The sequence below is a fragment of the Thermogemmatispora sp. genome (assembly GCF_042408735.1).
Classification (GTDB): domain Bacteria; phylum Chloroflexota; class Ktedonobacteria; order Ktedonobacterales; family Ktedonobacteraceae; genus Thermogemmatispora.
Genome location: NZ_JBHOQV010000054.1, coordinates 39156 through 61067 on the forward strand (window position 1 = coordinate 39156; position 21912 = coordinate 61067).

At 61.8% G+C, this 21912-nt stretch carries 19 protein-coding genes; 2 read left to right on the forward strand and 17 right to left on the reverse strand.

Annotated features, from left to right (window positions below; genetic code table 11):
* Positions 1 to 159: 159 nt before the first annotated feature.
* The 3 genes from ACFMO7_RS03725 to ACFMO7_RS03735 are packed head-to-tail and all read right to left on the reverse strand — an operon-like array spanning position 160 to position 2896.
* The gene (locus tag ACFMO7_RS03725; protein ID WP_376794189.1) at positions 160 to 2178 is read right to left on the reverse strand and encodes an FtsX-like permease family protein; all 2019 of its coding nucleotides are present in this window, start codon (positions 2176 to 2178) and stop codon (positions 160 to 162) included.
* Positions 2175 to 2456, reverse strand: coding sequence for a hypothetical protein (locus ACFMO7_RS03730; RefSeq protein ID WP_376794190.1), 282 nt, complete (start codon positions 2454 to 2456; stop codon positions 2175 to 2177). The genes ACFMO7_RS03725 and ACFMO7_RS03730 overlap by 4 nt, the downstream gene beginning before the upstream one ends.
* Positions 2457 to 2476: 20 nt before the next feature.
* Positions 2477 to 2896 carry a hypothetical protein gene (locus ACFMO7_RS03735; RefSeq protein ID WP_376794191.1) on the reverse strand — a complete coding sequence of 140 codons (420 nt, stop codon included), beginning with the start codon at positions 2894 to 2896 and terminating at the stop codon, positions 2477 to 2479.
* Between the two features lie 384 nt (positions 2897 to 3280).
* On the opposite strand from ACFMO7_RS03735, the gene ACFMO7_RS03740 reads away from it, so the two are divergent.
* The gene (locus ACFMO7_RS03740; protein ID WP_376794192.1) at positions 3281 to 3496 is read left to right on the forward strand and encodes a hypothetical protein; all 216 of its coding nucleotides are present in this window, start codon (positions 3281 to 3283) and stop codon (positions 3494 to 3496) included.
* 152 nt (positions 3497 to 3648) lie between these two features.
* Positions 3649 to 5232 carry a phosphoenolpyruvate carboxykinase (ATP) gene (pckA, locus tag ACFMO7_RS03745; RefSeq protein WP_376794193.1) on the forward strand — a complete coding sequence of 528 codons (1584 nt, stop codon included), beginning with the start codon at positions 3649 to 3651 and terminating at the stop codon, positions 5230 to 5232.
* Positions 5233 to 5403: 171 nt separating this feature from the next.
* Here pckA and murD read toward each other — a convergent pair whose 3' ends face one another.
* The 14 genes from murD to ACFMO7_RS03815 all read right to left on the reverse strand — a co-directional run bounded on the left by murD (position 5404) and on the right by ACFMO7_RS03815 (position 21766).
* The gene (gene murD, locus ACFMO7_RS03750; RefSeq protein ID WP_376794194.1) at positions 5404 to 6795 is read right to left on the reverse strand and encodes a UDP-N-acetylmuramoyl-L-alanine--D-glutamate ligase; all 1392 of its coding nucleotides are present in this window, start codon (positions 6793 to 6795) and stop codon (positions 5404 to 5406) included.
* A gap of 147 nt (positions 6796 to 6942) precedes the next feature.
* A complete protein-coding gene (locus ACFMO7_RS03755) occupies positions 6943 to 8295 on the reverse strand; it encodes a sensor protein KdpD (protein WP_376794195.1) in 1353 nt (450 codons plus the stop codon).
* Between the two features lie 115 nt (positions 8296 to 8410).
* The gene (gene kdpC / locus ACFMO7_RS03760; protein WP_376794196.1) at positions 8411 to 9031 is read right to left on the reverse strand and encodes a potassium-transporting ATPase subunit KdpC; all 621 of its coding nucleotides are present in this window, start codon (positions 9029 to 9031) and stop codon (positions 8411 to 8413) included.
* Between the two features lie 27 nt (positions 9032 to 9058).
* Positions 9059 to 11257, reverse strand: coding sequence for a potassium-transporting ATPase subunit KdpB (kdpB, locus tag ACFMO7_RS03765; protein WP_376794197.1), 2199 nt, complete (start codon positions 11255 to 11257; stop codon positions 9059 to 9061).
* A gap of 3 nt (positions 11258 to 11260) precedes the next feature.
* Positions 11261 to 12997 carry a potassium-transporting ATPase subunit KdpA gene (gene kdpA, locus ACFMO7_RS03770; RefSeq protein ID WP_376794198.1) on the reverse strand — a complete coding sequence of 579 codons (1737 nt, stop codon included), beginning with the start codon at positions 12995 to 12997 and terminating at the stop codon, positions 11261 to 11263.
* Positions 12998 to 13026: 29 nt separating this feature from the next.
* Positions 13027 to 13122: a K(+)-transporting ATPase subunit F gene (gene kdpF, locus ACFMO7_RS03775; protein WP_376794199.1), complete on the reverse strand. Its 96-nt coding sequence runs from the start codon at positions 13120 to 13122 to the stop codon at positions 13027 to 13029.
* 114 nt (positions 13123 to 13236) lie between these two features.
* Positions 13237 to 13713, reverse strand: coding sequence for a hypothetical protein (locus tag ACFMO7_RS03780; RefSeq protein ID WP_376794200.1), 477 nt, complete (start codon positions 13711 to 13713; stop codon positions 13237 to 13239).
* A 66-nt stretch (positions 13714 to 13779) separates the two neighbouring features.
* On the reverse strand, positions 13780 to 14280 hold the full coding sequence (locus ACFMO7_RS03785) for a hypothetical protein (protein ID WP_376794201.1): 501 nt from the start codon (positions 14278 to 14280) through the stop codon (positions 13780 to 13782).
* A 227-nt stretch (positions 14281 to 14507) separates the two neighbouring features.
* Positions 14508 to 15242 (reverse strand): response regulator transcription factor, encoded by a 735-nt coding sequence (locus tag ACFMO7_RS03790; RefSeq protein ID WP_376794202.1) that lies wholly within the window; start codon positions 15240 to 15242, stop codon positions 14508 to 14510.
* Positions 15243 to 15660: 418 nt separating this feature from the next.
* Positions 15661 to 16764 (reverse strand): cobalamin-independent methionine synthase II family protein, encoded by a 1104-nt coding sequence (locus ACFMO7_RS03795; protein WP_376794203.1) that lies wholly within the window; start codon positions 16762 to 16764, stop codon positions 15661 to 15663.
* Positions 16765 to 17228: 464 nt separating this feature from the next.
* Complete coding sequence (locus ACFMO7_RS03800) at positions 17229 to 18242, reverse strand: catechol 2,3-dioxygenase (protein ID WP_376794204.1); 1014 nt, start codon at positions 18240 to 18242, stop codon at positions 17229 to 17231.
* A gap of 159 nt (positions 18243 to 18401) precedes the next feature.
* Positions 18402 to 18848, reverse strand: a complete 447-nt coding sequence (locus ACFMO7_RS03805) for a carboxymuconolactone decarboxylase family protein (protein ID WP_376794205.1) — start codon at positions 18846 to 18848, stop codon at positions 18402 to 18404.
* 384 nt (positions 18849 to 19232) lie between these two features.
* Positions 19233 to 20810: a glucose-6-phosphate dehydrogenase gene (gene zwf, locus ACFMO7_RS03810; protein ID WP_376794206.1), complete on the reverse strand. Its 1578-nt coding sequence runs from the start codon at positions 20808 to 20810 to the stop codon at positions 19233 to 19235.
* Positions 20811 to 21316: 506 nt separating this feature from the next.
* Positions 21317 to 21766 carry a hypothetical protein gene (locus tag ACFMO7_RS03815; protein WP_376794207.1) on the reverse strand — a complete coding sequence of 150 codons (450 nt, stop codon included), beginning with the start codon at positions 21764 to 21766 and terminating at the stop codon, positions 21317 to 21319.
* Positions 21767 to 21912: the final 146 nt, after the last annotated feature.

Consider the following 21912-nt stretch of genomic DNA (forward strand, 5'->3'; position numbering starts at 1 on the left):
CAGGCGCCCTCTCTCTATCCTCAGAGCGCCAGGCAAGGGAGAGACAGCCGTCCTCGACGCGCCTCCTGCCTGTCGGACCTGATTGCTCCCCCTGCCATGCGCCTTGTCCTCACTGGCTGACTGGGCGGCTAGCTCCAGTCCAGAATCGGGTTGGCACGGCTAATCCTCGTTGAGACGCAGTGTGCGTTCCATCGTCAGGCGCGAGACGGCGATGACGACGAGTACCAACGAGAGCAGGCAGATAAGAAGCAACCCTGCCAGCGGGATCAGTAGGGGCGGCGGGAAAATAAGCTGCACGGCGGGCACACGCTGCGATACATAGAGAGCTGCACCAGCGAGATTGCTACCGCTTCCAGTACTTGGGGTGCCGGTGAAGATCAGGGCCGGCACCACCAACCGGGCGAGCACGAGGCCAAAGATGCTGCCCAGGGCGGTCGCTACTAGATAAACCAGCCCTTGCTCCCAGGCGATCATCGCGATAAGCTGGCGGCTGCTGGACCCCAAAGCGCGTAGCAGGGCGAACTGGTGCACGCGGCCACGCGTGCTCTGCCAGGATGCCAGCAAATTCCCGATGAGAGCGAGCAGCAAAGCGGTGGAGATCCCCAGCGTGAGCAAGCCGAGCAGATCCAGATAGAGCGGCTCGTAGCGCAGCTCCTCCAGCAGAGCGTGCCGGTCATAGACCAGCGTCAGCTCCAGATCGCCGCTGGTCATCAGAGCGCGCAGGTGCAGCAGGGCCTGACCCTGCTCCGAGGTACGTAGCCCGACATAATTGAGCGGCAACAGATCGCTGCCTGCGGCGAGGGCCGGCCCCTCAAAGATATCGGCGCAGGTCTGGTAGTCGACCAGCACGCCGCCAGCGGGAACGCCGTTGGCAACGTTGCCCTGGGGACTGGAGAGCACTGTAGGAATAGCTGATACCTGGCCAACCACGATAAAGGAAATCTCGACAGGGGGTGAGCCTGGCGTTGCCGTCACGGTGAGCACCAGCGTCGAACCCTTGGAGAGATGCAGCGACTGTGCGGCGGCCTTATCGATGACCGCCGGTACCAGACGATGAGCCTCGCCCCTGCCACGCCCTGCCCGTAGAAGCCCCATTAACGTTGAGAGCGCCGGCTCAGAGCCTTGTCGTTGGGGCCAGAGGGCCACCTGCCCAAAGGTCGTCCTGTCAACGGCTCTTAGCGCGATGGGAAGCTGCAGAGAGCCGCCGGCGCTGGCCGTTGTGGCGCAGCCGAGCGAGGAAGCAAGCACTCCAGGCAGACGCCGATAGGCCGACGTCAGGTTCGTCAGGTCATCAAGCCGATCCGGAAAAGCCAAAGGCCCGCTGATGTCTGCCCCCACAGTATAGATCCAGACATCGGACGCCCGTTGCTCTTGGGTGCTGAGAAAAACCAGGCTAAAGATGGCAAAGGCTGTTGCCAGAGAGAGCAGCAGCGTCATGCGGACTGGCTGATGCGGGGAGCGCGCCGGTTGAGCCACGGCCAACAGAGAAGTCACTCCTCTTCTCCTGACTGCTAGCCTGCTCACCAGAAACAGTAATTGAGGCAAAAATATCAAAAATAGTATAATAGCTACTAATAGTAAGCTTACTGTTCCGAGAAGTGAGAGGGGCGAGAGCAGAAGCGGGCGCATACGTGCGTCGAGGACGTTGCTGTTCATAAAATAGAAGGAGAGGCTGTAGCCGGCGAGCGTCAGGAGCAGAAAGATGACGTCCAGATGGAGGCACCGCCAGAGAGGGTGCTGGGCGGGACGTGTCGTTTCTCGGCGCAGGCTGACAATACTCGAACGCAGCGGGTGCCAGAGCGCTGTCAGCAAGGCCCCCAGGGCGGCCAGGGCGGTCAGCAGGGCTGGCCAACCGAGGGACGGCAAGAGCGAAGGCCAATCCCGGCTGAGCAAGCTCAGCACGCTCGGGCTGCTCGCCGGCAGCAAGCGAACGGCCAGCAATTGTACCAGTAAGCCGCTTCCAATGAGGCCCAGCAAGAGAGCAAACAGGCATAGAACCAATTCCCGAGAGGCAAAAAGGCCCAAGATCTGGCTGCGGCTCAGGCCGCGGCTGCGTAGAACGGCGAGCGACTCGCTCTGGCGCTCAATCAGCAGATCGGTCATGACTGCCACGAACAAGAGCACCAGCACCATGACCAGGGCCACCAGGGCGCAAAGAGAGATGGTGGCGGCCTTCACCTGAAGGTAGCACCCTGCCAGTAAGATGGGTCGACCCGCGGGGAGAAAACTCCCACCACGCGCAGTGTCACATTGCGCAAGACGTGCTCGGTGGGGATCTGCACGTAGGTGAACTGAGCCATCAAGGTTGAGCCGGGACGAGCCTTGAGCTGACTGGCTTCCTGGGGAGAGAGCGCGTTCTCCAGCGTAGCAGACGAGGAAGAAGGCTGCTCGGCCCCGGGGAAGCGGCCTGTCAGCAGGGAAGCATGGGCTGTGAAGCTGGCCGCCGGTTCGGCCACCAGCTAAATCTCACTCCCGCTCACAGCTTGCGAGTGAGCCGCAGCAGTGGGACCAGGGGGGTAGCAATTGAGAGGCTGGCGGAGTCTGGATAGCTCCCGAGCGAGCGCCGAAACTCCTGATCAGGGGTAGTCGAAGCCTGGCGGGGGCCAGAGACCGAAAGCTGTTCAGCACTACCCTGGACCAGAATATCGGCGCTCTCCGAGTGAAGACCAAAGGCCTCCTGCAAGCCAAGAGAGAGGGCCAGAGCCGAATAGAGAGGCACCGTACAGAGAATCAACACCGCCACCACCAGGCCAAGAGCGCTAATCGAAAGCAAGCCCCAGGTGCGGCGTAGGCGCCACAAAGCCAACCTGACAAACGAGCGCGGAGCAGCTTTCCCCCCATTGCCGCCAGCGGAGTCAGGGCCGGCGGAGCGCAAGGCAGGTAGAGAGCGAGCCATCTTCTTTCCTTCCCAGGTAATCCCTGCCCGATCGGGCGATAGTGACAGCCTCCTTACTCGCTAAGGCTCAGGTTGGGGCACGGCAGACGAGCATGCCCAAGTACCCACCTGCAAGGCAAGGAGTAAGGGGGAGTGAAAGCAATAGGCCGCCCAGAAGACAGGTGAAAATCCTGCAATCTCCCTCTAGGGAGAAACGAAGAAACGAGCTGGAGGTCGCGAGCAACCTGCAACACGGCGGGGGCGCGTACCGGGGGCAGTTCCCTGTTCTGGCCCTCCTGGGAAGGTGAGCAAGAGATGCCGCCGATTCCTCAATGGCATGCAGAGGGACTGGTGAGTGCCAACAATCCATACAAATTTTTTTGCCAATGGATAAGCAACAGTTTGGTGAAAGAGACCGACGCAGCTACTGGCGGTCCGCTCCATTGCCTTGCCGGGCCGGCGGAAGCCAATGGAGACCAGAGCCGGGCCGGCGGCTATGTGGCTTGCTTTGTCCCGGTCAAGTTTGATAAACTAACGACCGGTAGGGGCATCAACGTTGCCGTGCGGACGCTCAAAGACGGATACGCACACGCTCGTATGCCGAGTGCCGGGCTGGCCTGAGCACCTTACTTCCCTTTGTTCATTTTGTGCTCGTTGGGTATATTTATCAGACGATACCATGGATTGTTGTTGATTCCCGGCTCAGGAGCCGGTGCGGACATACGGCGGGAAGACAAAGCCGTTGCCAACGTGCCCTAAAAGGAGAACACTCTATGACAATGATGATGAGCCGGAAGGCCCTGGAAGAGTATGGGCTGATGAACCTGGGCAAGATCCACTGGAACCTTGCCCCGGCCATCCTGGTTGAGCATGCTCTGGCGCGCGGCGAGGGGGTTCTGGCCTCGAATGGCGCGCTTGCTACAAAGACCGTCCCGCATACGGGGCGCTCGCCCAAGGATAAATACATTGTCTCGAACGAGGAGTCGGCTGCGCGCATCTGGTGGGGAGAAAACAATCATCCCATGACGCCAGAGCATTTTGAGATGGTCCGGCGCAGCCTGGCGGCCTATCTGCAGGGACGCGACGTCTACGTGTTGGATGCCGCTGCTGGGGCTGATCCGGCTTACCGCATCCCGCTGCAGGTGATCACCGAGCTGGCCTGGCACAATCTCTTCGCGCGCCAGCTCTTCCTGCGCGTGAAGGATGAAGACCTGGCCAGCGAGCGCCCGGGCTTCACGATTCTCTGCGTGCCCAATTTCCACACCGATCCGCGCACCCACGGCACCCGCTCGGAGACGGCCATCATTATCGACTTCGAAGAGCGCCTGATCCTGATTGCCGGTACCCACTACGCCGGTGAGATGAAGAAGGCGGTCTTTACCGTGCTGAACTTTATGCTGCCAGCCCAGGGAGTGCTGCCGATGCACTGCTCGGCCAATGTAGGAGAAAAGGGCGACGTGGCGCTCTTCTTCGGCCTCTCCGGTACGGGCAAGACCAGCCTCTCGGCTGATCCCACCCGTCGCTTGATCGGCGATGATGAACATGGCTGGGGCGATACCGGCATCTTTAATTTCGAGGGCGGTTGCTACGCGAAATGCATCAATCTCTCGCGCGAGAATGAGCCGCAGATTTGGAACGCCATGCGCTTCGGGGCCATCTACGAGAATGTGATTCTCGATGAGAAGACCCGCGAGCCACGCTATGAGGATGCCTCGATCACGGAGAATACGCGTGCTGCCTACCCCGTCGACTTCATTGACAACGTCGTACTGGAGGGCCGCGCTGGCCATCCCCAGGCCATCATCTTCCTCTCGGCGGACTCCTTTGGGGTGCTTCCGCCGATCTCTTGCCTGAGCACCGAGCAAGCTATGTATTACTTCCTTTCCGGCTATACCAGCAAGCTGGCTGGGACGGAGTCGGGCGTGACCACGCCGCAGGCGACATTCAGTCCCTGCTTTGGGGCGCCTTTCCTGCCGCTGCGCCCTGGCGAGTACGCTAATCTGCTGCGCGAGCGCATTGTGGCTCACAAGGTGCGCTGCTACCTGGTGAATACCGGCTGGACCGGTGGTCCCTATGGGGTTGGGCGGCGCATCAACATCAACTATACGCGGGCAATGGTGCGGGCGGCCATCAGCGGCGAGCTGGAGGGAGTGGAGACGGTGACCGACCCGGTCTTCGGTCTCCATATTCCGGTGGCCTGTCCCGGGGTGCCCTCCGAGCTGCTCAATCCGCGCAGCACCTGGCCTGATCCCGCGGCCTACGATCGCCAGGCTGCCGAGCTGGCGGCACGTTTCAAGGAGAATTTCAAGCAGTTTACCCTGCCCGGCGAGGAGGTGCGTGCCGCCGGTCCCCGCTGAAGCGCGCCTCATCCCTTGCAGTCTCCTGCTCAGGCGGGTGAGCGGACGGTCGATCGGGTCGGATAAATGAGCAGACAGAGGCAGCAGGGCGGTACGACCGCTGAGTCGTATCGCCCTCTCCTTTGGTGATCTGGCCGGTCTGGGAGTGGGAGGTAAGCGGAAAAAAGAGACCTACTCTGGCGCCGGCGTCGCTGAGTTTTGGCGCTCCTGGAGGGCGCGCACATAGGCGATAAAGCGCCGACCGCGATCGAACTCGTTTTGAAACATGCCGAAGCTGGTGAAGCCTGGAGAGAGAAGGACAATTTCGCCGGGTCGGGCCAGGGCTACGGCAGTATCGAGGGCCTCCTCGAAGCGGTCGAAGATCCCCTGAACTGGGTTAGGGCGCCCCTGCCGGGCGGCCTCGGCCTCCAGGGCGGGCAGCAGCTCCTCGGTGCCGCTGCCTTTGAGCAAGAGCACGGCGCGGCAGTGGGCCACAATCTGAGCCGGCCAGTCCTCCAGTGGCAAATGCTTGCTGTTGCCTCCGGCGATCAGAAGAATTGGATCGTTGAAGGCGGTCAGGGCCATGCGACCGGCCACCGGGGTGGTGCTAGTGGTATCGTTGATGTAGCGCACGCCGTTGATGACGGCCACCTCCTGCAGGCGATGCTCGACGCCGTGAAAGTGGCGCACGGTGGCGGCGATCACCTCGTCGGGGATCTCCAGCAGCCGGGCGACAGTTGTGGCCAGCAAGATATTTTCCAGATTGTGGCGCCCGGGCAGAGGGGTGTCGCGGAAGATAAAGGGCTGCAGCTCGCTGGAGCCGCGGGGAAAGCTCCCGCCACGCTCCAGGCTGGCGAACCAGGTACGGCCTGGAGCCTCCTCGCCAAAGCGCCGCGTCCAGGGATTATCGTAGTTGAAGACGGCCAGGTCTTCGGGGCGCTGGTGGCGGAAAATATTGGCTTTGGCTGCTCCGTATTCTTCCATGCTGGCGTAGGTGTCGAGGTGATCGGGATAGAGATTGGTCATAACGGCCACACTGGGGCTGAGGCGGTGCTGCTCGAAGCCTTCCAGTTGCCAGCTAGACATCTCCAAAACCACCAGGCTTTGGGGGGTAATCTGTGGCAAGAGCGAGAGCGTCTCAACGCCGGCCACATTGCCGCCGATGACTACCGGCTTGCCGGCGGCGCGCAGGATCTCGTAGATCAGCGTGCTGGTGGTGGTCTTACCGCGAGTACCGGTGACGCCGATGGTGCGACCTGGGCAGGCGAGCATAAAGAGAGCCAGCTCCATTTCGATCTGAGCGCCATGAGCACGGGCGATCTGCAGGTACGGTGAGTTGCGTGGAATGCCGGGATTGCGAATGACGATCTCGGCCCAACGGAAATCTTCTTCGCGGTGTTCGCCGAGGATGAACTCGATGGGCAAGCCGTCTAGAGCGCGTATACTCGGGGCCAGTACCTCCGCCGGCTTCTTGTCGGTGACGCGCACGATGGCACCCTGCTCGGCGGCGTAGCGAGCGGCGGCGACGCCCGAACCCTGTAGACCCAGACCCATAACCAAAACACGTTTCCCGCGTAGCTCCATCCGTTGGTAGCTCCTCTCTCTCCTCAGATCAGAAGATAATGGCGGCCTTCTTTTACGAGTATATAGCTGGTTGTATAGCAGCCCGAGCGGAGAGCTGTCAAGTCTTTCTTCGCGACCTGGGCCGGGCCGATCTACCGGGGAAGGGAGCTAGCCTTGCTGGTCGGTCTCAGTGCCAGGGCGGCGCGGCACCAGGTGGATATCGATATCGCTGCTCAGGCGGAGCAAGCGATTAACCAGTGAACCCCGCAGCAGCTCCTCCCAGCGGCGGCGCGCGGGAAGCCCGAGGACAATCAACGTCACGCGACGTTCGCGCGCGATGGAGGCGAGGGCCTGAGCTATATCGCGGCTGCGGACATGGAGCACCTCGGCCCCAAGATCCTCGGCGAGCAGGGCATGCTCCTCAAGGCGGCGCCGTGCAGCCTCCTCCTCAGCGTGCAAGCGACGACCATATTTGAGCAGGCGCACAAGGCGCGCCATCCAGGCGGCGTAACCGGTCGGCTCGACCGAAACGGCGATCAACTGAGCCTGGAGACCGTGGGCCAGGCGCCAGGCGTCGCGAATGACCTGACGACTGTGGGGGCGGTGATCAAAACCAACCAGGACTCGCTCGCAGGCTGGCCAGAGTCTGGCGATGTTGTGCGAGGCCATGTATTGCTGCAGCTGAGCCTCGGCCTTCTCGGCCGTCCGCCGGAGCGCCAGCTCGCGCAGGGCCGTCAGATTCCCCTCACGGAAGAAATGGTTGAGCGCGGTGTCGATGCGCTCGCGCGGATAGATATTGCCGTGCTTCATACGCTGGCGCAAGGCGTGGGGAGAGATATCGATCAGCTCGACCTCATCGGCCTGATCGAGAATCCAGTCGGGCAGGGTCTCGCGCACGCGCACGCCAGTGATATTGGCCACAATATCGTTGAGGCTCTCCAGGTGCTGGATATTGAGGGTGGTCACCACGTCGATTCCGGCCTCCAGCAGTGCCAGGACATCCTGATAGCGCTTCTCATGCCTGGAGCCGGGGACGTTGGTGTGAGCCAACTCGTCGATGAGCGCGACCTGAGGGTGGCGAGCCAGGATAGCCTCCAGGTCCATCTCTTCAAGCGTCAGGCCACGGTAGACGAGCTTTTTGCGTGGGATGATCTCCAGGTCGCCGATCTGCTCGGCGGTACGTGGGCGCCCGTGAGTCTCAACGTAGCCGATCACCACATCGGTGCCCCGACTTTTGCGTCGGTGCCCCTCATTGAGCATAGCGTAGGTTTTGCCCGCGCCTGGAGCGGCGGCCAGATAGATGCGCAGGCGCCCGCGCCGGCCCGGGGAGAGGCGTGGGGCGCGCCCGGCTGCCGGCCTGGGGTCGCCGCTGACCCCGGCGCCTGCCTGGTCGACCTCCGGCTGGCCGGCTGCGGCCAGATCCTCATCGCGCAGGCCATAGCGCTCCAGCAGCTCCTCGGGAGAAGGGCGACCATCGCCCCGATTGCCCCTCTCTGGCTTGCCTGGCTTCTGCTCGCTCATAGTCGGCAGCTCCTCCTTCTTCCTCCTTCCCTCCTTCTTCCTCCAGCCTTATCCCTGGCCCAGGCCTATTGGGGTCTGGCAGGAGTTCCTGGCGCCTCCTGCTCCGGCGGCCAACTCAGTGCCGGAGCGTGTCGAGGGCCAGGTTCAGATCAAGAACGTTCACGTGTGGCTCGCCGAAGATGCCCAGAAAGCGCCCCTGCACGTGGCTGAGCACCAGTTGCCGCACCGTCTCCTGGCTCAAGCCACGCGCCTTAGCCACGCGCGGCACCTGATAGAGAGCCGCGGCCACCGAGATATCGGGGTCCAGGCCCGAGCCAGAGGCCGTCACCAGGTCGGCGGGCACTGGTCCCGGCGGAGCATCGGGATTCTCCCGCTTGAGGGCCGCAATGCGCTGCTGCACCGTCTGCACCAGCGTCTTGCTGGTGGGTCCCAGGTTGGAAGCGGCGGAATTCTCTGCGTTGTAGGGCTGCGCATGGCTGCCATCGTCGCTAATGGTAGCCGAGGGGCGCCCGTGAAAGTAGCGGGGAGAGGTCCAGTACTGCCCAATCAGTTCCGAGCCGACCAGGCGTCCATCGGCGTAGCGCAGGCTGCCGTTAGCCTGGTAGGGAAAGAGCAGCTGCGCCAGGGCCGTCACCACCCCCGGGTAGAGCAGACCCAGCAGAATGGTTAACAGCAAGGTCAACATCACCGCCGGACGAAGATAGTCGCGTACGATTGACTTGAACGACAGATGCATAATGCTCATCCCCTTAGTCAAGACCGCCTACAGGGTCAGGTGCAGCAGTGTCAATACCAAATCGATAAGCTTGATGCCCACGAAAGGGGCCACAATGCCGCCCAGGCCGTAGAGCAGCAGGTTGCGGCGCAGCAGCGGCCCGGCTCCGATAGGACGATACTTCACGCCGCGCAGGGCCAGTGGGATCAGGGCGATAATGATCAAGGCATTAAAGATCACCGCCGAGAGCACGGCGCTGTGAGGCGTAGCCAGGCCCATAATATTGAGAGCATTCAGTTGCGGATAGGTTGCCGAGAAGGCCGCCGGAATAATGGCAAAGTACTTGGCGACGTCGTTGGCGATGCTGAAAGTGGTCAGAGCGCCGCGCGTGATCAAGAGCTGCTTGCCGATCTCGACGATCTCGATCAGCTTGGTAGGATTCGAATCGAGATCCACCATGTTGGCCGCCTCTTTGGCGGCCTGAGTGCCGCTATTCATCGCCACGCCGACGTCGGCCTGGGCCAGGGCGGGAGCATCGTTGGTGCCGTCACCGGTCATGGCCACCATCCGCCCGCCGGCCTGCTGCTCGCGAATCAGCTTGAGCTTCGTCTCCGGAGTAGCCTGGGCCAGAAAGTCGTCAACGCCGGCCTCCCGGGCAATAGCAGCGGCGGTCAAGGGATTATCGCCCGTGATCATAATCGTGCGAATCCCCATGCGGCGTAGCTGCTCAAAGCGCTCGCGCATGCCGCCCTTAACGATATCCTTCAGCTCGATCACGCCCAGGACACGGGCCTGCTCCTGGTGATCGGCAGCGCTGCGCCAGGTCTCGGCGACCACCAGGGGCGTGCTGCCGGCGCGCGCGATCTCATCGACCGTATGCTGCAGTCGCTCGTCAGGTCCCTGGTCGCCGCCATGCTCACGCACATAAGCAAGAATAGCGTCGGCGGCCCCCTTGCGAATCGTGCGCAGCGGCGGCAGCGCAGAGAGGTCGCTTCCAGAAGAAGGGAGCTGGCCATCGTAGAGATCGAGGCCGCTCATGCGCGTTGTAGCCGAGAATGGCACGAAGCGGCTGACCTGAGCGGGAGTCGTCTCGCGGACTCCGAAGCGCTCCTGGGCCAGGGAGACGATCGAGCGCCCCTCAGGTGTCTCATCGGCCAAGCTGGCCAGTAAGGCGGCCTGAGCCAGGGCCTGCTCCTCAACACCAGGCATGGGCAAGAAGCGCGTTGCCTGGCGATTGCCCAGCGTAATAGTGCCGGTCTTGTCGAGCAGCAACACATCGACGTCGCCAGCGGCCTCCACGGCGCGCCCGCTCATGGCCAGCACGTTGCGCTGTACCAGGCGATCCATGCCGGCGATGCCGATAGCTGAGAGCAGGCCGCCGATCGTCGTTGGGATCAGACAGACCAGCAGGGCGATCAGGGTGGCGATCGACACTGGGCTTCCTGAGTAGATGGCAAACGGCTCCAGCGAGACCACCACGAGCAAGAAGATGATCGTTAGACTGGCGAGCAGAATATTGAGGGCGATCTCGTTGGGCGTCTTCTGGCGTTGGGCCCCCTCGACGAGAGCGATCATACGATCAAGGAAGGTCTCGCCGGGATTGGCGCCGATGCGCACGACGATCCAGTCTGAGAGGACGCGCGTTCCCCCGGTGACCGCGCTGCGATCGCCGCCGCTTTCGCGAATCACTGGAGCCGACTCACCGGTGATCGCCGACTCATCGACCGCAGCCACCCCCTCGATCACCTCGCCATCGCCAGGAATGACATCGCCGGCCTCTACCAGCACATAATCACCCTTGCGCAGAGCGGGGGCGGGCACCTCTTCCCAGGGAGCTGAGCGCTCTGGCCGGCGCAAGCGCTTAGCCGTTGTCGTCGTACGCGCGCGGCGCAAGGTTTCGGCCTGGGCCTTGCCGCGCCCTTCGGCCATCGCCTCCGCAAAGTTAGCGAAGAGGACAGTGAACCACAACCAGAGGCTGACCGCCAGCACGAAGAGCGTTTCCGCATGCAAGCGAGTGCTGCTGAAATCAGCCGTTGGGGCGCTCAGCAGCAGGCGCACAAACTCGATGGTGGTGATGGCGCTCCCGACCTCCACCACGAACATCACCGGATTTTTAATCTGCCAGCGCGGATCGAGCTTTTTGAAGGCGTCCAGCAAGGCGCGACGAATAATGCGAGGCTCAAAGGAGGAGACGGCTCCTTTGCGGCGTGTCTTCCAGGGTCTGACTTCTAACGAAGGCATACTCATAGCTCAGAAAGTCCTTCCCGCCAGCATCAGCAGATGTTCGACAATCGGTCCCAGGGCGTAGGCCGGAAAGTAAGTCAAAGCGCCCACAATCAGAATCACCCCCACCAGGAGCGAGACGAAGAGCGGCCCCGTGGTTGGGAAGGTGCCTGGTCCGGCGGGCACGGCGCGCTTACCCACGAGCGAACCGCCGAAGGCCAGAATGGGGATCAAGAAAGCGAAGCGCCCAATCAGCATAGCGAAGGCCCCGGTCCAGTTATAAAAAGGAGTGTTGCCAGCCAGGCCGGCGAAGGCCGAGCCGTTGTTACCATTGGAAGAGGTGTAAAGGTAGAGAATTTCCGAGAGGCCATGCGGGCCGGCGTTCGTTGTCAGCGAGGCCAGACCCTGGGGTAAGACGCTGGCCACAGCCGAGAAGCCCAGAATGGTGGCTGGGGCGAGCAGCAGAGCCAGGGCGGCCATCATGACCTCCTTGCGCTCGATCTTCTTGCCGAGGTACTCCGGCGTGCGCCCGACCATCAAGCCGGCGATGAAGACCGTGAGGATAGCGAACATCAGCATACCGTAGAGACCCGAGCCGACGCCCCCGAAGATCACCTCTCCCAGGGCCATATTGGCCAGCGGGACCAACCCACCGAGCGGCGTGTAGCTATCAAGGAAGCTATTGACCGCCCCGCAGGAAGTGGCGGTCGTGGTCACCGTGAAAAGCACCGAATCGGTGATGCCGAAGCGCACCTCTTTGCCTTCCATATTGCCGCCTGGCTGGAGGGCGGAAGCCTGCTGATCGACTCCGAGATGGGCCAGCAGCGGGTTGCCGCCCTGCTCGGCGGGAAGAGCCACAGCCAGGGCCAGGATAAAGATGATAGCCGAAGCCGCCCACAAGGCCCAGCCCTGGCGCGTCTCGCCGACCATGCGCCCGAACATGTAGAACATGCCGGCGCCGATGCTGATGATGGCCAGCATCTCGATCAGATTCGTTAGAGCGGTCGGATTCTCGTAGGGGTGGGCGGAATTCGCATTGAAGAAGCCGCCGCCGTTGGTGCCCAGCTCCTTGATAATCTCCTGGGAGGCCACCGGTCCCTGCGCGATGACCTGGAGGCCGCCGTCGAGCGTGTGGACCACCGTATACGGATTGAAATTCTGGACCACGCCCTGCGAAACCAGTATCAGGGCGCCTACCAGGCAGATTGGCAGCAGAATATAGAGCGTGGCGCGCGTCAGATCGACCCAGAAGTTACCGAGGTGCTCGGCGCTTCGTCGCGCCAGGCCGCGTACCAGAGCCACAGCCAGGGCCATGCCAGTGGCGGCCGAGACAAAGTTGTGGTAGGCCAGACCAGCCATCTGGGTCAAATAGCTCATAGTCTGCTCGCCAGCATAGTTCTGCCAGTTCGTATTAGTCGTGAAGCTAGCAGCGGTATTGAAAGCCAGCTGCGGCTCCACTGGTCCCAGATGCTGCGGATTGAGCGGCAGCCACTGCTGTGTCCGTTCAAGCCCATAGAGCAAAAGCATGCCAGCCAGATTAAAGGCCAGCATAGCAATGACGTAGCCAGTCCAGCGCCGCTCACGCTCAGGGTCGATGCCGCAAACGCGGTAAAGGAAGCGCTCCAGCGGCAAGAAGACGGGCGAGAGCCAGGTACGCTCACCGCCGAAGACCTTCGTCATGTAGAGGCCCAGCGGCTTGGTGAGGGCCAGAACCAGGCCCAGAAAGAGCACAATCTGCACAAGACTGTTGAGCGTTACAGGCATTGCGAAGCCATCCTCTGCCATAGAAATGCTCAGAATCGCTCTGGCTTGAGCAGAGCGATGACCAGGTAGATCAGGAGCAACAGGGCGACCAGTCCCATCAGCAGGTATTCCAGAGGCGTATTCATCGAAGAAAGCTCCTCTCACGAAGGCCAGACCAGCCTGCTCACAGACGCTCGCAGGCCAGAGTGAACCCGACGAAGAGCAAGAAAGCCAACAGCGTCACCAGGACAGCCAAAGTATCAAGCATAGAGACCCTCCTCCCAGAAAGAGAAAGTTGCCTCAGAGGTCGGAGCGCTCTGGCTTCCCTCGGCTTCTTTCTGGTCTCGCTGGGGGCAGGCCCGCGCTACCAGGCGCAGAACGGCGCCCAGCGGGCAGATGCGGGGCAGGCAAGCCAGCGGACGTAGCTCGGGGCTGGGCTGCCTCTGACACGGATTAGCTGACAACAGGACGACTGGTAGACAGTGCTGACCCTGTCCCAGCTCACGTAGCGCGAGCAGCCCGCGGGCGCAAGCTCGACGAAGTAAACCCCAGCCAGTATCGTCGCTCAGGGCCTGATCAACGATCAGCAAGGCAGGCTCCTTGGCAGCTAAGTAGGCCAGAGCCGCCTCCGCACTCTCGCAGAGCGCAGTCTCATAGCCCTGGGCCTGCAAGGCCCGTGGCAGCAGAAAACCAAGGAGCGCATCGCTTGTCACAATCACTATATTTTTCTGCGTCATTTTCCAACCTGTACCTCTGCTCTATTGAGCATAATAGGATCTGGCAAACGTTCCCATGGGCGACAGCTAGCGAAGGCTGCCGCTGTGCGCTATTGGGCTGGGGCTATGGGCCTTGAGCCAGGCAAGGAGCCGCTGCAGAGGAGAGAGACTCTCAAAGCTCTCGGCGCGCTCCGGCAAGTAGAAAAGCATCAAGGGGACCAGGCGCTCGCGCAGGAGCCGCTGAACCTGTGGAGCGGGCAGCAAAGCATCGCCGTGCGGACGGCGGATGACGAGCACCCGATCACAGGCGAACTCGTGAGCAAAGCTCACGATGCTTTGCCCGACATCGGCGGTCACTAGCTCATAGGCTTCGCCCTTGACCCCGTAGCGCCTGCTCTTCCAACGCACCACTTCCAGAAAATCCTGAGATTGCTGCCAGTGTTCGGCGCGCAGCTTGCGGGCCGTTGCGCCTGGTAGCAAAGAGAGAGCGATCAGGCTCGCGCTCTCCAGAGCGGCGAGACGCACAATGGCGTCGATAGCCTGGATATCGACCTCCCAGCTAAAGGGGAGCAGCCAACGTCGCATCATCTGAATCCGTCCCTTCTCGAGCTGCCTCGGCGGCGAGGCGATCGTCACCGCAGGCTCTGGTGACCATGCCAGGCGGCTTTGGACCCGCTGCCCTGAACGCGGCCAGGCCGGGTCTTCTTTTTTCTCTCAACCAGAGTCTAAAGCAAGATTGCTCAAGATGCGTTCCGAGTGCCTGGCCTTTCCCTCAAACTTTTCTCTAAAGACGGCAGCTCCTGCTCAAGACAGGCTCAAGACTGTCGGCTATCGAACTCGCCAGCCGCCTCAACCTCGTCGCTGAAGCGGTAACCAACGCCCGGGATCGTCAGGATCAGGCGCGGCTCGCCCGGCCGAGGTTCGATCTTCTGCCTGAGCTGTGCTACGTAGACGTGGAGACTATGCATGCGATCGTGTGAGGAGGCGCCCCAGAGCATTTGTAGCAGCATCTGGCGCGTCAGCAGCTTGCCACGATGCATGACAAAGATCCGCAGCAGCTCATACTCGGTCGGAGTAAGCGCCACCTCGCGCCCATTGACCAGCACCCGACGGCTTCCCAAGTCAACCACCAGCGGCCCGATCCGTAGCCGTTCCTCAAGCGAATGCCTATCTTGCCGCTCCATACGGCGTAAGGCCACGCGGATGCGGGCCAGCACCTCGGCGATCCCAAACGGCTTGGCCACATAATCATCGGCTCCCAGGTCCAGGGCCTCTACCTTGTCATGCTCGCTGTTCTTGACCGAGAGTACGATAATCGGTGTCGATGAAACGGAGCGTATCCGGCGGCAGACCTCCAGACCACTCAGATCGGGCAGCAGCAGATCGAGCAAGACGAGATCAGGATGAGCGCGGGCAAAAAGCTCCAGGGCCTCCTGACCGCTGCCAGTGCTCAGGACCTGGTAGCCGTGGGCAATCAAGCTGCGCTCCAGGGCGCCGGCCAGTTCCGGTTCATCCTCAACCACCAGAACGGTGGCCCCCAAGCTCGCCATTGGTTGGCACCTCCTACTGCCTGCAAGGCCGCAGCCTAAGACGAAGCCGCGACCTTCCACCGTATTCCTCAGACACGGGCCAGTATAGCCTGGAAATGGTCAAAAAACTGGCAGAGGTTCAATAGTGGGCCTCAGGATTCCCTCAAGGAGCCGGCCAGGCCGGGCCAGCTCCTCTTGCAAAGCTAGAAGATCTGCGAGTGAGTTCACAGAGGCAGCATGGCATCAATCAATCAATCAAGCGAAATGGGGCAAAAGCTCACGCGCCAGGGAGGGCAGTGGCGGCTGAAAAGGTTCCAGGTTCAAGGGGCGGGACCAGGGTAAGTTGTCGAGGCGGCGAGGGGCCAGGAGCGAGATGAACAACTCGCGATCAGCCTGGCCCCTCGTCACCTGATCCAGGAGAGAAGGAAAAGGCCTGACGTCAGGGATGTTGACCGAGGGCCTGGCCCCAGACCTCGCGGGCCACGCTGGCCACCAGCTCCAGCTTGCGGCGCTGGTCCTCGAGCGAAAGACGATTCCCCTCGATCGTCGAAGCGAAGCCGCATTGTGGGCTGAGGGCCAGTCGCTCCAGCGGGATATAGCGCGCCGCCTCCTCGATCCGCCGGCGCAGCTCATCGCGGCTCTCCAACTGCGGCTTCTTGGTCGTTACCAGGCCCAACACCACGAAGCGGTCCTCCGGCATGTGGCGCAGCGGCTCAAAGCCGCCCGAGCGTGCATCGTCGTATTCCAGCAAGAAGCGCTGGAAGTGCGTTTTCTGGAAAATACGGGCGATCGGCTCATAGTCGCCACTGGCATAGAACTTGCTCTGATTATTGCCGCGGCAGATGTGGATGCCGAAGGTGATCCCCGGGTGGCCGTCGATAATGGCATTATCCAGCTCGATGCAGCGGTCAATCAGCTTTTCGGGATCATTGCCGCGCTGGCGGTAGCCCTCGCGGATCTGCGGATCGAGTAGGGCGGCGTACTGGGGAGCATCGATCTGGATATAGGTGCATCCCAGGCGGATCAACTCCTCGACCTCGCGGCGAGAGACATCGACAATATCGGCAAGGTAGGCGTCGATCGTGGGGTAAGCGCCCTTTGACTTCTCCGGGTCATAGTAAGCTGCGGCCTGCTGGGCGCTGATCATGGTCACCTTGCCGGCGTGCCTCTTGCGAGCACGCAGATAGACCCACTCCTCGCCGCACATGCTGCGGCGCCAGCGCAGGCGCTCCACCACCACCGGGCGGCGCATCACCAGCTCCTCGCCGCTCTCATCGCGGAAAGGGATCGCCCAGCCACCAAACTTATCGAAGCCATCGAGCGCCTCGACGAGGTGTCCGAAGAAGGCATAGCGACGCTGTTCCCCATCGGTGATCACCTCGATGCCGGCCTCCTCCTGCAGAGCGATGGCCTCATCGACCGCGCGGTCCTCGATCGCCTTGAACTCGGAGGGGCTGATTGTTCCCGCCTCCAACTGCTGGCGAGCCTGATGGAGATAAGGGGGGCGGAGCAAACTACCGATTACCTCGCTGTGGTAGACCATTGCGCTTCTCCTTCTTCTTGCACCTCTCGCTCGTCTCTGGCCACTCTTCCAGCGACGCGCCGCTGCGAGCGGACAGGAGCCTTAGCAAGCTATCGGCTGTCGCTGCGGCCCGTCGACCGACGGCCCAGCGGGAGGGGGGAGCGGCTCCATCCCGCCCACATGACCAGGCGGCGTGTCGCGCGGACCTGGTCAGCGAAAGGCGAAAGGCGAACAGCAAACGGCATCCTGGCCCGATCTGACCTGGCCAGCCAGCCATAGAGCGAGTAGCCAGGCCCTCTGGCCCGATTGGCCCGATAGAAGAGCGGTGCAGTGCGGGAGCAGGCGAAAAAGTCGGCTCAGCTCAACGGCCAGCCCGCGCCCCATCTGGCCAGCATCGGAGCGCCGCAACCTGCCCTGCGTGTCAGCCTGGTTGGCTCTGCCTGCGGATCGCAAGAAGGACTCTGCTCCGCTCTCGCTTTTCCTCATCAGAGGGGATCGAAGACCGGGGAGGGCGTCTGGCCGCCCTGGCTGGCCTGCACAGGCTCAATGACCGGCGTGCCATAGGTTTTGAAGCTCTCTGGCAGGGCGCCGCCCCAATAGACACCGCGTCCGCGCTGCTCGCGGCGCCAGACGATAGGCTCCCAATCGGGAGCGAAAGCGAGGTAGCCACCGGAGTAGACTTCAACGCGATTGCCGCCAGGCTCGTACAGATAGAGGAAGAACGCCTGAGAGACATTATGGCGGGCTGGCCCTGCCTCAATAAAGACGTCATGCTCTGTCAGAATATCGGCGGCGCGCAGCACCTCCTCGCGGCTGTCGAGCCAGTAAGCGATATGGTGCAGACGTCCGTGAGCGCCGCTGAAGTCGCGCATATAAGCGATATCGTGGGTGAGCGGCGTCACACTGAGCCAGGCTCCTTCCTCAACGCCGTTTTCTTCCGGCTGCAGCAGCTCGCGCAGGCGGAACCCAAGCGCTTCCTGCATGAAGAGGCGGTTGGGAGTAATATCGTGGCACATCAGGTTCACATGGTCGAGGCGCTTGACACCCACTCCATGACCAGTGAACTTCTGGGGCTGATTGTAGAGGCGAGAGCGTAGCTCTGCCGAGGCCAGATATTTTTTGGCCTCGTAGTACAGCTCCATCACATGTCCATCGGGATCGGTAAAGCGGTAGGCGCGTCCGTGGCCGATATCGCCATCGATCCAGCCCTGGCCGCAGCCCTGAGAAGACAGCGCCTGAGCGCGTCGCTCCAGCGCCTGGGGGCTGACCATACGCCAACCGACATGGCCGAGGCCGGCATGTGGGGCCTCGGTCAACTTCAAGGTGCAGTGCTCGTAGTCGCCGTAAGCGCGGAGGTAGACCGACTGGCCCTGGCGGTCGGTCACCGTCATGCCGAGCACCTCGGTGAAGAACCAGAGGCTCTCGGCAGGTCGAGGGGTAAGCAGCTCAACATGGCCCAGGTGGGCAACGTCCCTGATTGGCTCCTGAAGATCCGTCATGGGGCCATCTCCTCTCTTGGTTGCGGCAGTGCAGCGCGGTGGAGAACCCAGCCTGACCCGGCCTGGCCCGACTTTCCCTGTAGCTGCAGGAGGCCCCGTTGGACACGGGGGCGGAGACCTCCGCCCGGCAAAGCCGGTCTGGTGCTCTCCCGTCTCGCATCAACGTGGTTCAGACTCCTTTGAACCGTGCTGGTCTTCATCAGCGACCAGTTGCTGAAGAATTTGCGCGCCGAGGTTACCGGCGGGCAACCCGCGAAAGAGAAATGCCAGATTGACCACTGCGTTGAGTTCTTCCCAGGTGGCGCCGGCGCGCCGGGCGGCGCGTGCATGCAGGTGAGCCGCATCGGAGAGCAGCACCAGCAGCATGCCGAAGAGCATCAGCTGAGCTGTCTTTATGTCGAAGCATGAGGGGTACATAGCGCGCCGGCGGATCTCTTCCTGGAGTAGAAGGAAATCAGGATCAAGGCGAGCTAACAGATCGGTCCGGGCCTGAACGCGGGGGGGGACAAAGCCAATCAGCTCGGCGTAGCGCTGGCGCAGCTCCGCAAGCTGCTCCTGGCCCAGCTTCAACTCGGGAAGCCGATCTCCCCCTTGAGAGTGGCTCATACGCGCGTCTCTTCTCCTTGCCCTTCAGTGGGCTAACTGAAGTCGCTGGCCTGCATTCGAGGCCAGCATGTTTGTATACATAATATCATAAAATCGCTGTCGACCTGCAGACGCAAGGAAAGGGTCAGGCGAGGCTGTGGCCGCTGGCTGCAACTTGCAAGCCTGTCCCATCTTCGAGCCGTGAAGATTCCGACTGGAGCCTGTCTGTGGGGAGGGAGAGGACCAGGCCCTTTCCGGCGGGGTAAAAGGGAGAGCCAGGCTGGTTAGCCCCGTGCTTGCGATCGCATCTCCCCTGCCTGGCCTCCGGTCTCCTGGTGGGCCTGCCCCTCTGCCTGTGGAAGACGAACCGGTGCTCTCTTCGGGAGAGGGCCGGGGGGCAACCCTTTAGGGCGTATCCCACTCGCGGCCATCGCGCCTGATCAGCTCCTCCGCCTCGTCTGGTCCCCAGCTACCGGCGGCATAGGGTCGCACGCTCTCGGGAGGCATCTGCTGCCAGGCCGTTGTAATCGAATCGATGAGGCGCCAGGCCGTCTCGATCTCGTCGCGGCGGATAAACAGAGTTGAATCCCCAAGCATGCAATCGGCGATCAGGCGCTCGTAGGCATCGGGCGGCTCCACGCGAAAAGCGCTGGCGTAAGAGAAAGTCATGTCGACCGACTTGAGCCGCTGCGCGGCGCCGGGCACCTTGGCGCCGAACTTGAGAGTGATCCCCTCCTCCGGCTGGATGTGGATCGTCAGCCGATTGGGGACCAGCTCGCGGGCCTCGCTGGGTTTGTAGAGCAGATGAGGGACGCGCTTAAACTGAATCGTGACCTCGGTGCTGCGCTTCGGCAGGCGCTTGCCTGTGCGGATATAGAAAGGTACATCGGCCCAGCGCCAGTTTTCGATAAAGAGCTTGAGCGCCACGAAGGTCTCCGTCGTCGAATCGGCAGGAATACCTTTCTCCTCGCGATAGCCGGGAACCTCCTGGCCGTTAATTGTGCCGCGGGTGTACTGGCCGCGGACCACCTGGCGCGCTACCTCCTCGGGGGATAGGGGAGCAATAGCCCGCAGGAGCTTCACCTTCTCATCACGAATGGCATCGGCCTCAAAAGCGACGGGTGGCTCCATCGCCGTCAGGCAAAGCACCTGCAGAATATGGTTTTGCACCATATCGCGAATGGCCCCGGCTTCATCGTAGTACTCGGCCCGCCCACCGATGCCGATCTCCTCCGCCACCAGGATCTGCACGTGATCGATATATTTCTGGTTCCAGAGCGGCTCAAAAATCCCGTTCGAGAAACGCATCGCCAGAATGTTCTGGACCGTCTCTTTCCCCATGTAGTGGTCAATGCGGTAGATCTGATCCTCGTGCAGAACGCGAGCAATCTCGCGATTGAGTTTCTGAGCGGAATGAAGGTCGCGCCCGAAAGGCTTTTCGATAATCACACGGCTCCAGGGACCATGGTGGTTGGAACGGTGGCCACCATGGGGGCGGTGGATCAGGCCGCTGTCGCCGAGCTGATGGATCACTGGGGCATAGAGATCGGGAGGAATGGCCAGATAGAAGATGCGATTCCCACGAGTCTGGTACTGCTGATCCAACTGCTCTAGCAACTGGGCGAGCTGCTGATAGTCTGCGGCTTCGCTCAAATCAGCCCGGCAATAGAAGGTGCGCTGAGCGAAGGACTGCCGGGCCTCCTCGTCCAGGCCCAGCTCGGGTGGACTGTGCTCGGCGAGAGCTTGCACAACGAACTGGCGCCACTGCTCCTGAGAGAGCGGGCGACGGGCAAAAGCTACCACTACGAAACCCTCTGGCTGGGGGTGAGCATGCATCAGGTGGGCCAGGGTTGGCAGCAGCTTGCGCTGTGTCAGATCGCCGGTGGCTCCAAAAATGACCACAATACAAGGCTCGGGATGAATGCCGTCCTGCCAGATAACGTGGGGCTGAAGAGAGGGTTGTACTTGTGCATCGTTTGCCATTAAGGTCTCTCCTGCTTCTTCGGCGTCTGGACCGATCTTTTGATATTGGTCGGGTGAGCGGTGCGTTGCGGGTCAGGCACGGCCGGCCAGCGGTCTATGAGGGAATGCCTTCCCTTCCCTAATTGTAGCAAAGAGGAGCGCCTGCCGCTATTCGGCCAGAGAAGAAAGGTATCTGCCCCGCCTGGGCAAGGTGGGAGCCTCTGGGAGAGGCAGATAGCGCCAGACAGGCCGACAGTGGGGGAACCAGACTCCGGAGGAGAAGGAGCGAGCGCGCTGCCTCAGGCGCCTGCTCGCAGTCCTGCCCAGGTCTGGCCCCAAGATACTACACTCCCAGAGAGGCTGGAAAGCTTCAGGGCGCTGGAACGGACGAAGCTAGAGAGCGCCGTCAGCTGCCGCTGATTGCTTCTGCCGGAAGGAGGAGCGCCATCAGGACGATGAGGTGGAAGAAGGACGCGAGAGAGTCGCGACCGGCAGACTGACGGCGGCTGGCAGAGCATGGAAACCAGCTAGGCCTCGATATGGAGAGCCTCGAGGACGACGCGGCGGCTCTCCTCACACGAGGGCACGGAGCCGCGCAAGTAGAGCGAATGACGAGCGATGGCGGCCCTGGCAGCCTGACGCAGCGTGATCTGATAGCCGTGCCTGCAGTTGAGGGCCTGAGTGACCTCCTGGAAGTCCTCTAGTTCCTCGGTGCTCCCCTCGGCCCGGCAACAAAGAGCATAGAGGGCCATGTCAGCATAGTGAATGGCCCACCAGCGCCGCCGCTGCTCTTTGGGCGAATCCTGCGCCTCAGCGAAAGCGGCGTATGATTGCTGATAGCATTTGCGAAGCATGGCGGCGGTCCAGTAGCAGGGAGGCTCGCGGAAAACGCTGGCCAGTTTGCTGGCCAGGTCACAGACCTCGTTAATGATCTCGTCATGTTCGGTAGCCCGTTCCAGTTGCAGCTGATTCGCCATAACCTTCCCCTTTCCGTTCCTTCCTTGCCACAAACAGGGATAGCGATTGCCCGATAGAGAACTGCGATATTCCCCTTTATATAGGGTACATGAAAGGCAAAAAATTGTCCAGGTCTATTTCATATTTTTTTTCTTGTATAACAGGT

What these genes read in the sequence shown, in the direction of transcription:
- ACFMO7_RS03735 (WP_376794191.1), bottom strand. Translation starts at nt 2,896, where the DNA reads ATGGCTCGCTCTCTACCTGCCTTGCGCTCCGCCGGCCCTGACTCCGCT.
- pckA (WP_376794193.1), top strand. Translation starts at nt 3,649, where the DNA reads ATGACAATGATGATGAGCCGGAAGGCCCTGGAAGAGTATGGGCTGATG.
- murD (WP_376794194.1), bottom strand. Translation starts at nt 6,795, where the DNA reads ATGGAGCTACGCGGGAAACGTGTTTTGGTTATGGGTCTGGGTCTACAG.
- ACFMO7_RS03755 (WP_376794195.1), bottom strand. Translation starts at nt 8,295, where the DNA reads ATGAGCGAGCAGAAGCCAGGCAAGCCAGAGAGGGGCAATCGGGGCGAT.
- kdpC (WP_376794196.1), bottom strand. Translation starts at nt 9,031, where the DNA reads ATGCATCTGTCGTTCAAGTCAATCGTACGCGACTATCTTCGTCCGGCG.
- kdpB (WP_376794197.1), bottom strand. Translation starts at nt 11,257, where the DNA reads ATGAGTATGCCTTCGTTAGAAGTCAGACCCTGGAAGACACGCCGCAAA.
- kdpA (WP_376794198.1), bottom strand. Translation starts at nt 12,997, where the DNA reads ATGCCTGTAACGCTCAACAGTCTTGTGCAGATTGTGCTCTTTCTGGGC.
- kdpF (WP_376794199.1), bottom strand. Translation starts at nt 13,122, where the DNA reads ATGAATACGCCTCTGGAATACCTGCTGATGGGACTGGTCGCCCTGTTG.
- ACFMO7_RS03780 (WP_376794200.1), bottom strand. Translation starts at nt 13,713, where the DNA reads ATGACGCAGAAAAATATAGTGATTGTGACAAGCGATGCGCTCCTTGGT.
- ACFMO7_RS03785 (WP_376794201.1), bottom strand. Translation starts at nt 14,280, where the DNA reads ATGATGCGACGTTGGCTGCTCCCCTTTAGCTGGGAGGTCGATATCCAG.
- ACFMO7_RS03790 (WP_376794202.1), bottom strand. Translation starts at nt 15,242, where the DNA reads ATGGCGAGCTTGGGGGCCACCGTTCTGGTGGTTGAGGATGAACCGGAA.
- ACFMO7_RS03795 (WP_376794203.1), bottom strand. Translation starts at nt 16,764, where the DNA reads ATGGTCTACCACAGCGAGGTAATCGGTAGTTTGCTCCGCCCCCCTTAT.
- ACFMO7_RS03800 (WP_376794204.1), bottom strand. Translation starts at nt 18,242, where the DNA reads ATGACGGATCTTCAGGAGCCAATCAGGGACGTTGCCCACCTGGGCCAT.
- ACFMO7_RS03805 (WP_376794205.1), bottom strand. Translation starts at nt 18,848, where the DNA reads ATGAGCCACTCTCAAGGGGGAGATCGGCTTCCCGAGTTGAAGCTGGGC.
- zwf (WP_376794206.1), bottom strand. Translation starts at nt 20,810, where the DNA reads ATGGCAAACGATGCACAAGTACAACCCTCTCTTCAGCCCCACGTTATC.
- ACFMO7_RS03815 (WP_376794207.1), bottom strand. Translation starts at nt 21,766, where the DNA reads ATGGCGAATCAGCTGCAACTGGAACGGGCTACCGAACATGACGAGATC.